The 13,413-nt window shown below is 70.2% G+C and carries 13 protein-coding genes; 6 read left to right on the plus strand and 7 right to left on the minus strand.

The window, feature by feature from the left end; translation table 11 throughout:
* Positions 1–136: 136 nt before the first annotated feature.
* Positions 137–1,927: a DNA/RNA helicase domain-containing protein gene (locus tag BGM09_RS08275; protein WP_188280795.1), complete on the plus strand. Its 1,791-nt coding sequence runs from the start codon at positions 137–139 to the stop codon at positions 1,925–1,927.
* 508 nt (positions 1,928–2,435) lie between these two features.
* On the opposite strand, the gene BGM09_RS08280 is transcribed toward BGM09_RS08275, so the two are convergent.
* Both BGM09_RS08280 and BGM09_RS08285 read right to left on the minus strand, forming a co-directional pair.
* Positions 2,436–3,254 carry a transglycosylase SLT domain-containing protein gene (locus tag BGM09_RS08280; RefSeq protein ID WP_223186497.1) on the minus strand — a complete coding sequence of 273 codons (819 nt, stop codon included), beginning with the start codon at positions 3,252–3,254 and terminating at the stop codon, positions 2,436–2,438.
* A 300-nt stretch (positions 3,255–3,554) separates the two neighbouring features.
* Positions 3,555–5,033 (minus strand): MFS transporter, encoded by a 1,479-nt coding sequence (locus BGM09_RS08285; protein WP_188280796.1) that lies wholly within the window; start codon positions 5,031–5,033, stop codon positions 3,555–3,557.
* Positions 5,034–5,220: 187 nt separating this feature from the next.
* On the opposite strand from BGM09_RS08285, the gene BGM09_RS08290 reads away from it, so the two are divergent.
* On the plus strand, positions 5,221–6,264 hold the full coding sequence (locus BGM09_RS08290) for an Lrp/AsnC family transcriptional regulator (RefSeq protein ID WP_188280797.1): 1,044 nt from the start codon (positions 5,221–5,223) through the stop codon (positions 6,262–6,264).
* Positions 6,265–6,645: 381 nt separating this feature from the next.
* On the opposite strand, the gene era is transcribed toward BGM09_RS08290, so the two are convergent.
* A complete protein-coding gene (era, locus tag BGM09_RS08295; protein WP_188280798.1) occupies positions 6,646–7,587 on the minus strand; it encodes a GTPase Era in 942 nt (313 codons plus the stop codon).
* Between the two features lie 230 nt (positions 7,588–7,817).
* Between era and BGM09_RS08300 the strand changes: the two genes are divergently transcribed.
* Both BGM09_RS08300 and BGM09_RS08305 read left to right on the plus strand, forming a co-directional pair.
* On the plus strand, positions 7,818–9,143 hold the full coding sequence (locus BGM09_RS08300; protein ID WP_411158276.1) for an ammonium transporter: 1,326 nt from the start codon (positions 7,818–7,820) through the stop codon (positions 9,141–9,143).
* Positions 9,140–9,478, plus strand: a complete 339-nt coding sequence (locus BGM09_RS08305) for a P-II family nitrogen regulator (protein ID WP_188280799.1) — start codon at positions 9,140–9,142, stop codon at positions 9,476–9,478. Before BGM09_RS08300 ends, BGM09_RS08305 begins: the two co-directional genes overlap by 4 nt.
* 58 nt (positions 9,479–9,536) lie before the next feature.
* Here BGM09_RS08305 and BGM09_RS08310 read toward each other — a convergent pair whose 3' ends face one another.
* A complete protein-coding gene (locus tag BGM09_RS08310) occupies positions 9,537–9,887 on the minus strand; it encodes a cytidine deaminase (protein ID WP_188280800.1) in 351 nt (116 codons plus the stop codon).
* A gap of 141 nt (positions 9,888–10,028) precedes the next feature.
* Between BGM09_RS08310 and BGM09_RS08315 the strand changes: the two genes are divergently transcribed.
* Positions 10,029–10,223, plus strand: coding sequence for a hypothetical protein (locus BGM09_RS08315; RefSeq protein ID WP_188280801.1), 195 nt, complete (start codon positions 10,029–10,031; stop codon positions 10,221–10,223).
* 6 nt (positions 10,224–10,229) lie between these two features.
* Here BGM09_RS08315 and BGM09_RS08320 read toward each other — a convergent pair whose 3' ends face one another.
* On the minus strand, positions 10,230–10,583 hold the full coding sequence (locus BGM09_RS08320) for a YybH family protein (RefSeq protein ID WP_188280802.1): 354 nt from the start codon (positions 10,581–10,583) through the stop codon (positions 10,230–10,232).
* Between the two features lie 107 nt (positions 10,584–10,690).
* Here BGM09_RS08320 and BGM09_RS08325 point away from each other — a divergent pair, with 107 nt between their 5' ends.
* Positions 10,691–11,587, plus strand: coding sequence for a LysR family transcriptional regulator (locus BGM09_RS08325; protein WP_188280803.1), 897 nt, complete (start codon positions 10,691–10,693; stop codon positions 11,585–11,587).
* A gap of 15 nt (positions 11,588–11,602) precedes the next feature.
* Here BGM09_RS08325 and BGM09_RS08330 read toward each other — a convergent pair whose 3' ends face one another.
* A complete protein-coding gene (locus tag BGM09_RS08330; protein ID WP_188280804.1) occupies positions 11,603–12,895 on the minus strand; it encodes a hemolysin family protein in 1,293 nt (430 codons plus the stop codon).
* Positions 12,896–12,914: 19 nt separating this feature from the next.
* A complete protein-coding gene (gene ybeY / locus BGM09_RS08335) occupies positions 12,915–13,409 on the minus strand; it encodes an rRNA maturation RNase YbeY (RefSeq protein ID WP_188280837.1) in 495 nt (164 codons plus the stop codon).
* Positions 13,410–13,413 lie beyond the last annotated feature (4 nt).

A 13,413-nucleotide genomic window follows, 5' to 3' on the forward strand; every position in this document is an offset into this window, starting at 1 on the left:
GGAGATCAAGTGGCTGCCGGGAAAGACTCACCGGCCACTCACCAAGCGACTCATAGAGTCGTACAAATTTGGACACAAGAAGAACAAGGAGCCCGGACCTTCCCTGATCGACTCTTGGGAGAACAGTCTCCCGCCGGTGATCAACGCGCTGGTCGAGGGAGGGCTGGGACAGGTCGAAGTCTTCGTGGAGTTCCGCCTGCCGCACAACAACACGGACGTGGATGTGCTGCTGGCCGGGGTGCACCCGGGCAGCCACGAACCCTCGTACGTACTGATCGAACTGAAGCAGCAGCGCGAAGCCGACACCAACTCGGAGCGCTCGGTCGCGGTGGACCTCGGGTACGACGAATGGAAACTGCACCCAGTCCGACAGGTCCAGAAGTACTGCGAATACCTGATGGAGTATAAGGCTGTCCTGCGCGGAAACCCGGAGCGCGTCGTCGGAGCAGTGCTCATGCACAACGCTCACGACGCCGACGTGCAGAGGCTGTTCGATCTGCCCGAGAATATTCATGGCCGCCTCTACACATTGGACCGGCTTGAAGCGTTTCGGAAGATGCTTCGTGCGAGGCTCGCGGCCGCTCCAGGCGGCGAAGCGGCCGAGGCACTGCTCAACTCCAAGGAGTACGAGCTCCCCAAAATCGTCGATGCCGCCACCAGTCTCCGCCTGCGAGCGTCTGAGTATTTCCCGCTCCTCGACGAGCAGGAGATGGCTCACCAGGAGGTACACGATGCGATTCGGCGTATCCAGAAGAGCGGCACCAAGGAGGTGATCATCGTTCGCGGCGGCCCCGGCAGCGGGAAGAGCGCGATCGCGCTAGAACTCTTGCGCACCCTCACGCTCGCCGGATGGGACGCCGTGCACGCCTCCGGAGCACAGGCACTCACCACGACTCTGCGTACCGAGTACGAACGCGACCCGAAACCCCGGGAGAAGGGGAAGCGTGAGCGGGCGGCCAGGCGCCTGTTCACGTACTTCATCGAGCTCGCCAAGCTCGCGCCGGACAGTCGCGACGTGGTGATCTGCGACGAGGCGCACCGGATCCGGCGAGATTCAAACGGCCAGTACACCCCGCACGAGAAACGGATCAATCCGCTGCCGCAGGCCGACGAGATCATCGCATCGGCCCGGGTGCCGGTTTTCCTGCTCGACGACTGGCAGTCACTTCGCCCCGACGAGGTCGGCACAGCCGAATATCTGGTCGGCAGGGCGAAGGCATTGGGGCTTCACCATACAGTCATCAATCTGGGCAGCATGATGTTCCGCGCACAGGGCAGCGCGTACTTCCGCGAGTGGGTGCTCGACCTACTGAGCCTCGACGCACGCACTCCGAAGCCGTGGGTTCCCGACGGGCGCATGCAGATCCGAATGGCAGACTCGCCTGAAGAAATGGAGGAGTTCCTCGCGGCTCGCCAGCTGGAGGGCATGCGCACACGCATGGTCGCGGGCTTCTGCTGGCCCTGGAGTAAGCCCGAAGGCGGTGTCTTGGTTACGGATGTCATCATCGGCGGTTGGAAGCGGCCGTGGAATGTAAAGCCCGGCATACACGTGCCCGATGCCCCTTCGGCGAACCTGTGGGCAACAGATCCTAGGGGAGCGGGCCAGATCGGGTGTGTCTACACGGCGCAGACGTTCGAGTTCGACTGGGTCGGTGTGATCATCGGCCCAGACCTGGTGTGGGACGGACATCAACTGAATGTGCGGCGGACTGAGACGTGCGATCCGAAGCTACGACAGAAGGGCATCGCCGACCTTGATGTCGAGCGATGCGTCCGCAATGCTTACCACGTCCTGCTGACCCGAGGGATCATGGGCATGACCCTGTTCGCAACGAACAAGGCCACCCAGGATGCGCTGCGAGGCTTCGTTGTCAGCACGATAAACCACCCATTGCCCAAGCCGATGCGAAAGATCGTCAAGACGTGAGCGTGACTGCCTCACCAGCCCTGCCGATGCCGTCTCCCGCGTAGCACGTACAGCATAGGCACTGCGACCTGCCTGGCTTCCCGCTAAGGAGATACTCCGCTCGCACGAGTCGTCTCGTGCCACCTGGCGCATATCCGATTGTTTCGCAACTCCGTCGCATCGGTCGCCGTACGCCAACTGGACGGTTCCTTGACCTTCACCTGGTCGACCTGGCTGATAGATCAGCGGAGTTGGAAGTCTTCCTCGAAGGGCAGCAGGCACACCAGTACGCCGCCCATGTCGGCGGGATTCTGCTGGTCGTGGTCAGCGGCGTGATCTTACGACCGGATTCTCGTATGGCGCGACAACGGATTGGTCGTCGACCGCAGTACTACCGGGAGCCCCGCAGAAGCTCCGCAGCTGAGCCCCGTTCACGGTCGGAACTCCCGTCGCGGCCATGCAGGAACGCCGAAAGGGCGGCGGCCGTGGGGCCTCGCCGCCCTTCCGGGGTGGGGTTTCGCGGGGACGGTCAGTACGCGGAATTCACGTTGTCCATCGAGCCGTAACGGTCGGCCGCGTAGTTGCAGGCGGCGGTGATGTTGGCGACCGGGTCGTAGATGTCCCACGAAGTACCGGACACGTGGTAGGTCTTGAAGGTCGGGTCGATCACCTGGAGCAGGCCCTTGGAGGGAATGCCGTTCCGGGCGTTGATGTCCCAGTTGTTGATGGCCTTCGGGTTACCGCTGGACTCGCGGATGATGTTCTTGTGAATTCCGTTGTAGCTGGCGGGAATTCCCTTGGAGTGCAGGATGTCCAGCGACTGCTTGATCCAGCCGTCGAGGTTGTTCGAGTAGGACTTGGCGGCGGTCTGCGTCTTGGGCGCGGCGGCGGGGGCCGCCTTCTTCGCGGCGACCGGGGCGCGCTTGGTCGAGCGGTTCGCGGCGGACTTCTGCTTCGCGCGGTCGGCGGCGTCGGCCGCGGCCTTCTTCTTGGCCGCCTCGGCGCTCGCCTTCTTCTTCGCGGCGTCGGCCTGCTTGGCGGCCTCGGCCTTCTTCGCCGCGTTGGCCTGGTCGGTCTTCTTCTGCGCGGCGTCCCTGATGGACTTCTGCGACGCGAGGCCGGTCTGCGCGTTCAGGTCCTTGACCTGCGTACCGGTGGAGACCGAGAACCCGGTCGGGTTGCTCGCCGCGGTCGCCGAACCGGCACCTGCGGTCGCTTCCAGACCGGTGACGGTCAGCACGACTGCGGCAGCGGCGACAGCGCCGGCGGCCGTGAACTTGTGCTTCTTCGGCATCCGGTTGAACGCGGTGAACGTAGGGAGCTTCTTCGGGATCGTGGGGAGCTGCATTCGGGAATTACCTCTTCCTCCGTAGCGGACCAGTGAATTGTTAGAGGCGGGCAATTCACAGGTCAAAGACCCCGTCTACGGATTGCATTCGTAGACGGGGTCGGGAGGAGGCGTTTTCCCGTCAATACGGCAGCCGCGGCGTACTAAGCGGCTTCGTATGTGACCTACGCCCTATCGAGGGGATCACAGGGGGGTGCCCCCTCTGTCGCGGTGCGTGAAAGAGGGGGCACATTGTGTGTCCGTCATATGTGGCGCCGGTCACTCAAAAGCGGGTGAATCGGATGAAGCGGTCGGTGGCTGTCATTTCAGGCCGGTGGCCGCCTCCTCCGCCGCGCTGACCTGGGGCTTTCCCTCAGCCCCGGCCGAGGCCCCATCGACAGCGGCCGGAGCGGCAGCGGCCGGAGCGGCAGCGGCGGGGCGGAGCGTGGCCAGGACGACCACGGCTCCGGCCAGAGCGGCGACCGCCGCGTAAAGGGAGATGCGGTCCAGGCCCGAGGCGTATCCGGCCCGCAGCGAGCCGCCGCCCGAGGTCGTGTCGCGCAGCCGGGAGGTGAAGACGGCGCCGAAGACCGCGATGCCGAGCGTCATGCCGAGCTGGCGGAAGGTGTTGACGGCCGCGCCCGCCATGCCCGCGCGCTGCGGGGGCACGGCCTCCACGGCGGCCGAGACCAGGACCGGGGTGGCCAGCCCCGCGCCCACACCGACGATCGCCAGGCCCGCGAAGAGGGCGGACTGCCCGGACGAGGCGTGCACGGACAGCCACAGCACCGCGCAGCCCGCCGCGATCAGGACGAGACCGCCGGCGATCGGCAGCCGGGGCGCGAGGCGGTGCATGTGCCGGCCCGCGACGGCCGCGGCCAGGAAGGACGCCCCGGCCAGCGGCATCAGGGCCAGACCGCCGCGGATCGGGCTGAGGCCGAGGACGTTCTGGAGCCACAGCGAGAGGTAGACCAGGCCGCTGAAGGCCGCCGCCTGGTAGAGCAGGGCGCCGCCGAGCAGGCCGGAGAAGCTGGCGCGGCGCAGCAGCGCCAGGTCGAGCATGGGGTGCGCGGACCTCGCCTCGGCGGCGACGAAGCCGACGACGGCCAGGGCGGCGACCGCGAAAGCGGTCAGGGTCAGCGACTCGGTCCAGCCGTGCTCGCCGCCGCGGATCAGCGCGTACGTGAGCGAGGCCGCGGCGAGGGTGAAGGCGGCGGCGCCCGGCAGGTCCAGGCGTCCGGCGCCGCGCCGCCCGGCGGGCAGCACCTTCAGGGTGAGCGCGACGGCGACGACCGCGATCGGCAGGTTGACCAGGAAGATCGCCTGCCAGCCGAAGCCCTGGGTGAGCAGGCCGCCGAGGATGGGCCCGGCAGCGGCGGCGGCGCCGTTGACCGCGCCCCAGACGCCGAAGGCGGTGCCGCGGTCGCGGCCGTGGTAGGTCGCGGACACCAGCGCGGCCGAGGTGGCGAACATCGCGGCGCCGCCCACGCCCTGCACGGCCCGCGCGGTGATCAGCGCGGCGGTGTTCGGCGACAGGGCCGCCGCCAGCGAGGCGAGGGCGAAGACGACGAGCCCGGCCGCGTAGATCCGCCGGTGTCCGAAGAGGTCGGCGAGCGAGCCCGCCACCATCAGCAGGGCGGCCAGCGCCAGCGCGTAGATGTCCATCACCCACTGCAAGGAGGTGAAGGACGCGTCGAGGTCGGACGCCATGCTCGGCAGGGCGACGTTCACGATGGTGACGTCGACCAGCAGGATGAAGGCGCCCAGGCAGATCGCCACGAGGGGCAGCCATTTGCGCATGGGTGGAACTCCGTTCGGGAGCGGACCTCGCGGGCCCTGTGGGGTTCGCGGACCTCATGGGGTCCGCGAGGTCCGGCGGATCGTGCGGATCGTGGGGTGCAGCGGTTCCCACGATCCGTGACGGCCGGTCCGCGCCACAGCCAGCGACGCTTTGGCGGCGGAATCCGACATCCTCTAGCCTTGACCGATGGAATCCGACACGACATGGGACATGCTGGAGGGACTCGACGAGCTGGACCACCGGGTCGTGCACGCCCTCCAGATCGACGGCCGGGCTCCGTTCCGCCGGATCGGCGAGGTGCTCGGCGTCTCGGACCAGACCGTGGCCCGCCGCTACGGCCGGCTCCGCACCAGCGGAATGCTGCGGGTGGTGGGCCTGACCGACCCGCACCGGATCGGTGTGACGCCGTGGTTCGTACGGGTGCGCTGCACGCCGGACGCGGCGGCCTCGGTCAGCGAGGCACTGGCCCGGCGTACCGACACCCGCTGGGTCAGCCTCATCTCGGGCGGCACCGAGATCTTCTGCCTGGTGCAGGCCGCGCTCTCCCAGGGGGACGACTCGCTGCTGCTCCAGAAGCTGCCGCGCACACCGCGCGTGGTGCAGGTCACCGCGCAGGCGATGCTGCATGTCTTCTTCGGGCAGGATCTGAGCCCGGTGACCAAGGCGGGCTGGCTGAGCGCGGACGAGGCGCGGGCGCTGGCCGTGGAAGACGCGCAGGCCCCGGCCCCGGAGAGCACGGCGCCGTTTCCGCTGGCCCCCGACGACCAGCCGCTCCTCGACGCGCTCGCGGTGGACGGCCGGACGCCCGCCGCCGAACTGGCCGAGGTCACCGGCTGGTCGCAGACGACGGTACGGCGGCGCATGTCGGAACTGCGGGCGGCCGGGGTCCTCTACTACGACCTGGACTTCGCCCGCCGCGCGCTCCAGCCCGCGCTGCGGACGGGGCTGTGGCTGGAGGTCGAGCCCGCCCATCTGGCCGAGGTGGGGGCGGCGCTCGCCGCCCACCACGAGATCGCCTTCGCGGCGGCGACCACCGGCACGGCCAACGTCTACGCCTCCGTGAACTGCCAGGACGCCAGCGCGCTCTACCGCTACCTGACCGGACCCGTCGCCGAACTCCCCGGCATCCGCCGCGCCGAGACCTCCCCCCTGCACCGCACGATCAAGGGCGCGAGCCCCCTGCCCGCCCCCAGCGCCCGAACCCGCCTGGCAGACGCCGACCGCACCTGACCCCTCCCGGGGGGGGCGCCCAGCCGACAACCCGCACCTGCCCCCTCCCGGGGGGGGGCACACGACCGCCGGTCCCCACCTGCCCGTCACAGGCGACGTACGTCCGCCGAACCCCGCCTGACCCCTCCCCGGGGGGCGCACAGCCGCCGGACCCCACCTGCCCGGCACAGGCGACGCACGTCCGCCGAACCCGCCTGACCGGCTGCGGCCACACGGTGCCCGTGCCGAGGCCCAGGCCGGGCCCGCGCACGCGCCGGCCCGCAGCCGACCAGCCCATCAGGGTCACACCCCGCAAGCCGACCGCAGGTCAGGACTCCGGGGCGGAGCGCGGAAGGGATCGGTTCGTCGGGGCCCGGCCCCGATTCCCGAGCCGACCGCAGGTCAGAACCCGAGTTTGCGGAGCTGCTTCGGGTCGCGCTGCCAGTCCTTGGCGACCTTCACGTGGAGGTCGAGGAAGACCGGGGTGCCCAGCAGGGCCTCGATCTGGGTGCGGGACTTCATGCCGACCTCCTTCAGGCGGGCGCCCTTGGGGCCGATGATGATGCCCTTCTGGCTGGGCCGCTCGATGTAGAGGTTGGCGTGGATGTCGAGCAGCGGCCGGTTCTCGGGGCGGCCCTCGCGGGGGATCATCTCCTCGACGACGACCGCGATGGAGTGCGGCAGTTCGTCGCGTACGCCTTCGAGCGCGGCCTCGCGGATCAGCTCGGCGACCATGACCTGCTCGGGCTCGTCGGTGAGGTCGCCCTCGGGGTAGAGCAGCGGGCCCTCGGGCAGCAGCGGCACCAGCAGGTCGGCCAGCAGCTCGACCTGGTCGCCGCCGGTCGCGGAGACCGGCACGATCTCGGCCCACTCGATGCCGATGTCGTGGCCGAGCTTGTCGACGGCGAGCAGCTGCTCGCGCAGCGTCCGCCCGTCGACCAGGTCGGTCTTGGTGACGATGGCGACCTTCGGCGTCTTCTTGATCCCGGCCAGCTCGCGCGCGATGAAGGTGTCGCCGGGGCCGAGCTTCTGGTCGGCGGGCAGGCAGAAGCCGATCACGTCGACCTCGGACCAGGTGGTGCGCACCACGTCGTTGAGCCGCTCGCCGAGCAGCGTGCGCGGCTTGTGCAGCCCCGGGGTGTCGACCAGCACGAGCTGGGCGTCGGGCCGGTGCACGATGCCGCGCACGGTGTGCCGGGTGGTCTGCGGCCGGTTGGAGGTGATCGCCACCTTCTGGCCGACCAGAGCGTTCGTGAGGGTGGACTTCCCGGCGTTGGGGCGGCCGACGAAACAGGCGAAACCGGACCGGTGCGGGGTGTCTGCGGGCTGGGTACGAGCGCTCATGCGCCCATTCTCCCCGAAGACGGGGGTGCGTGAGCCCGCCCCCGCCCGTACGGCGCCCGACACCCGCCCGCGGAACCGACGGCGGCCGGCGCGTAACGGCACGGTCAGCGGCCGGAAACCCTCGCGCAACACGAAACACGGCGGAAACACGTATGCCCACAACCGGAAATACGCGCCCGTGACGCTCATCCTCAGCTCAGCCGTCAGACGTCCATGGAAGGGACTCCCCCGTGCTGCTCCTGTCCGCCGGTGGGCCCGCGATCGACGCGGGCGACACCGCCTGGCTGCTGGCCGCCACCGCGCTGGTCCTGCTGATGACCCCCGGCCTCGCGCTCTTCTACGGCGGCATGGTCCGCAGCAAGAGCGTGCTCAACATGTTCATGATGAGCTTCGTGTCGATCGCGCTGGTCACCGTGGTCTGGCTGATCGCCGGTTACACCCTCGCCTTCGGCCCCGACGCGGGCGGCCTCGGCCTGATCGGCGGCCTGGACCACCTCGGGATGCACGGCATCACCCCGACGACCGTCACCGGCCATGTGCCGACCCTGCTCTTCGCCGCCTTCCAGCTCACCTTCGCGATCATCACCGCCGCGCTGATCAGCGGGGCGGTCGCCGACCGCGCGCGGTTCGGCGCGTGGGCGGTGTTCGTCGTGGTGTGGACGCTGGCCGTATACGTACCCGTCGCGCACTGGGTGTTCGGCACCGGCGGCTGGATCGTCGACAGACTGGGCGCCCTGGACTTCGCGGGCGGCACCGTCGTGGAGGTGTGCTCGGGCTCCTCCGGGCTCGCGCTGGCGATCGTGCTCGGGCCGCGGCTCGGCTTCCGCAAGGACGCGATGCGCCCGCACAATCTGCCGCTGGTGCTGCTCGGCGCGGGCCTGCTGTGGTTCGGCTGGTTCGGCTTCAACGCCGGGTCCGCGCTCGGCGCCAACGGCCTGGCCGCCGCCGCCTTCGTCAACACCCAGGCGGCGGGCTGCGCCGGGCTGCTCGGCTGGCTGCTGGTCGAGAAGCGCAGGGACGGGCACGCCACCACGCTCGGCGCCGCGTCCGGCGCGGTCGCCGGTCTCGTCGCCATCACCCCGTCCTGCGGCAGCGTCGACATGGTGGGCGCGCTGGTCGTCGGGCTCGCCGCCGGGGTGCTCTGCTCGTACGCCGTGAGCTGGAAGTTCCGCTGGGGCGTGGACGATTCGCTCGACGTGGTCGGCGTCCACCTCGTCGGCGGCGTGGTCGGCACCCTGCTCATCGGCCTGCTCGCCACCGCCACCATGACCGGCGGCCCCGAGGGCCTGCTGTACGGCGGCGGCCTCGGCCAGCTCGGCAAGCAGGCCGTCGCCATCGTGGCGGTCGGGACGTATGCCTTCGCCGTGACGTACGGCATCGGGCGGGCGATCGACCGGCTGATGGGCTTCCGGGCGAGCGAGGAGGAAGAACGGACCGGCCTCGACCTGACCGTGCACGCCGAGACCGCCTACGATCACGGCGTACTGACGCACGGCACGTCGCTCCCCGCGCACAAGGCCGCTGCTCACGTCACGGACAGGAGCACCCTCGGATGAAGCTGGTCACCGCGGTCATCAAGCCGTTCAAACTGGACGACGTGAAGACCGCACTCCAGGAGATGGGCGTGCACGGCCTCACCGTCACCGAGGCCAGCGGCTACGGACGCCAGCGCGGCCACACCGAGGTCTACCGCGGCGCCGAGTACCGGGTCGACCTCGTCCCCAAGGCCCGCGTGGAGGTGCTGGTCGAGGACGCCGACGTCGAGACCGTCATCGCGACGCTCGTGGCCGCGGCCCGCACCGGCAAGATCGGTGACGGCAAGGTGTGGGCGGTGCCGGTCGAGACGGCCGTACGCGTCAGGACAGGGGAGCGCGGACCCGACGCGCTGTAGTCTCCGGAGCCTCCGGCCCGTCAGCAGCTTCCGGCCCTTTCAGCAGCCCTCCGGCCCGTCAGCCCGCCGTGACCGTGCTGCGGACCTTGCCGTCCGGGGCCGCGAGGATCACCGGGGTGTCCGGGCCGCCCAGGTCCCTGACGGCGGCCCGGTCCCGGTCGGCGGCCGTCTCCTCGGCCGTCACCACGACGGCCGCCTCCAGGGAGGCCGCGCCGCTGGCGACCGCCATCGCGACCGCCGTCTGGAGCGCGCTCAGATTCAGCGACTCCAGCGCCACCGGGCCCGCCACGTAGGTCCGGCCCATCTCGTCCCTGACGGCCGCGCCTTCCGACGCGCCGTTACGGGCGCGGGCCGACCGGGCCAGCGTGATGAGTTTCTGGTCTTCCGGATCCACGGTCGCATCGCTCATGCGCCGACCCTATCCGTCGCCCCGGACGCGCCTTCGCGGAGGTGCGCCCCGGTTCCGTCACTCCAGGTGACCGAAGATGCGCGGACAGCGAACCGTGCTTAGCGTGGGTCGTGCAGTCCGTCCTCGTTAGAGGTGATCCCCATGTTGCTGCACCTGCCCTTCGTCATCGTGCTCGCCGTCGCGGCCTTCTTCCTGAAGCGGAAGGGGTCAATGAAGGCGACACACGCCCTGGTCTGCGGAGCCTTCGGGTTCTATCTGGCGGATACGAGCCTGGCCACGTCGATCTCGGCGGCCAGTGCCAACCTGGTGTCGATGATCGGCACCTTCGGTACGTAGAAGACGTCAGCTCTCCGGGCGGTCCAGGACGCGCAGCCAGCGGCCGTCCGGTTGGCGGCGGGCGACCTGGACCCGGCCGCCGGTACCGTCCTTCGGGCGGGTGGAGGTCAGCGCGAGGTCACCGCTGATCAGGGTGGGCAGCGGCTCCTCGACCTCGAAGACCGGCTCGGCGGCCAGCAGCCCCGCGTACAGCTCGCGCAGCGCCGCCGTGCCCTGCGACGGGCGGTCGATCGGGAAGGCGACCACCGCGTCCGGCTCGAAGAGCTCCAGAATCCCTTCCAGGTCAGCGGAGTTGACCCGCTCCACGAACAGCCGGGCGATGTCCTCCGGGTGGGTGGCGTCAGCGCGGTTCTCGGTCATGGTGTGGCGCTCCCTCGTGTGCTCCTCGGTTCCCCCACTGTCCATTCTCGACGGCCTCCGTCCATAAGTCCAAGATCTGGATCTTCTGCGAGCTAGCATCTCTGGTTATGGAACTGCGGCAGCTCGAATACTTCGTGACGGTGGCGGACGAGGCGGGATTCACCCGGGCGGCGGCCCTGCTGCACGTGGCGCAGCCGGGGATCAGCGCGCAGGTCAGACAGCTCGAACGGGAGCTGGGGCAGCCGCTGTTCGACCGCTCCGGCCGTACCGTGCGGCTCACCGAGGCCGGGCGCGCGGTGCTGCCGTACGCGCGGGCCGCGCTCGACGCCGTCGCCGGGGCGCGGCTGGCGGCGCAGGAGCTGACCGGGCTGGTACGCGGCCGGGTCGCGATCGGCACCGTCACCTCGCTGGGCGCCGACATGGACGTGCCGGGGATGCTCGCCGGATTCCACGACGCGTGTCCGGGGGTGGAGATCACGCTCGGCGAGGACACCTCGGACCGGCTGCTGGCCGGGCTGCGCGACGGGCGCTACGACCTGGCCTTCGCCGGGCTCGCCGGGGAACCGCCCGAGGGCATCGGTACGCAGACGGTCATCGACGACGCGCTGGTGGCGGCCGTCGCGCCCGGCGACCCGCTGGCCGGTCGCCGGACCATGCCCGTCAAGGCGCTCGACGGGCGGCCCCTGATCGTCCTGCCCACCGGTACCGGACTGCGGGCCGCCGTCGACACCGCGTGCGCGGCGGCGGGCTTCACGCCCCGGATCGCCTTCGAGGCGGGCAACCCGGAAGTCCTCGCCGCCCTCGCGGAGCGCGGCCTCGGCGTCGCGCTCCTCCCGGCCGGTCTCGCCGCCGCACGTCCCGCCCTGCGCGTCCTGCCGCTGACCCGGCCCGCGGTCCGCTCCCGGCTGGCGCTGGCCTGGCGGGAGCACGCGGGCGCGTCCCCCGCCGCCAAGGCGTTCCTCGCCCACGCCCGCCGCTTCCTCGCCGAGCGGAGCCGCCCCTGAGGGGCCGACCCGTCCTCAGGGGGCCGGGACCTCCGCGACCGGGTCGACCCGGACGGTGTGGATACGGTTGCGGCGGCCCGCGGGCGCCTCGGCCGTCAGCCGCAGCGCGGCCGTACCGCGGTCGCCCGACCCGTCCTCGGGCAGCGGCACCACCGTGGTGGCGCCGGGGATCGGGACCCGGCCGAGGGACTTGGCGAGCAGCCCGCCGACGGTCTCGACGTCGTCGTCGTCGAGTTCCACCCCGTACAGGTCACCGAGGTCGCCGATGTCCAGGCGGGCCGTGACGCGGTACGAGCCGTCGCCCAACTCCTCGACCGGGGGCGTCTCGCGGTCGTACTCGTCGGTGATCTCGCCGACGATCTCCTCCAGGATGTCCTCGATGGTGACGATCCCGGCGGTCCCGCCGTACTCGTCGATCACCACGGCCACGTGGTTGCGCTCCTGCTGCATCTCGCGCAGCAGGTCCCCGGCGTTCTTGGTGTCGGGCACGAAGGACGCGGGCCTGATCAGCGTCGAGACCGGCTCGGACTCCGAGTCGCGGTTGATGTGCACCCGGCGCGCCAGGTCCTTGAGGTAGACGAAGCCGACGACGTCGTCCTCGCTCTCCCCGGTCACCGGGATACGGGAGAAGCCGCTGCGCAGCGCCAGCGTCATGGCCTGACGGATCGTCTTGAACCGTTCGATCATGACCAGTTCGGGCCGCGGCACCATCACCTCGCGGACGATGGTGTCGCCCAGCTCGAAGACCGAGTGCACCATCCGGCGCTCATCGTCCTCGATCAGCGACTCGGACTCGGCGAGGTCCACCATCGCGCGCAGTTCGGCCTCGCTCGCGAACGGGCCGCGCTTGAAGCCCTTGCCGGGCGTCACCGCGTTGCCCAGCAGGATCAGCAGCCCCGGCACCGGGCCCATGACGCGGGCCAGCGGCAGCAGGACGTACGAGGCGGCGGTCGCGGTGTTCATCGGGTGCTGGCGGCCGATGGTGCGCGGCGAGACGCCGACGGCCACGTACGACACGAGCACCATGACGCCGATCGCGACGGCGAGGACTTCCCAGGTGCTGTCGAAGTGCCGGTCGCACACGACGGTGATCAGGACGGCCGCGGCCGTCTCGCAGCCGACCCGCAGCAGCAGGGCGACATTGAGGTAGCGGGTCGGGTCGGAGGCCACGGCCAGCAGATTGGCGGCGCCCTTGCGGCCGGAGCGCAGCGCGTCCTCGGCGCGGAACCGGGACACCCGGGCGATGGCGGTCTCGGCGCAGGCGGCGAGCCAGGCGACGACGACCAGGACAACAGCGGAGACGATCATGCGGAAGTCACCGTCGGCGTCAGTGGGTGGTGGGCGCGGGTGACGGGCCCTCGGCCCCTTGCTCGTCACGCCAGCCGTCCAGAATGGCCGCCTGGAGGCCGAACATCTCGGCCTTCTCGTCGGCTTCCTCGTGGTCGTACCCGAGCAGGTGGAGGACGCCGTGGACGGTGAGCAGTTGCAGCTCCTCGTCCATGGAGTGCTTCGTCGGCGCCTCCTCCGCCTGCTTCTTGGCGACCTCGGGGCAGAGCACGATGTCGCCGAGCAGCCCCTGCGAGGGCTCCTCGTCCTCTTTCCCCGGACGCAGCTCGTCCATCGGGAAGGACATGACATCCGTCGGCCCCGGCAGGTCCATCCACTGCATGTGGAGCTGCTCCATGGCGTCGGCGTCCACCACGATCACCGACAGTTCGGAGAGCGGGTGGATTCGCATGCGCTGAAGGGCGTAGCGGGCGGCGTCCAGGACCGCCCGCTCGTCGATCTCCCAGCCGGACTCGTTGTTGACGTCGATCGCCATGATG

This window comes from Streptomyces sp. CBMA29, from assembly GCF_014596445.1.
Classification (GTDB): Bacteria; Actinomycetota; Actinomycetes; order Streptomycetales; family Streptomycetaceae; genus Actinacidiphila.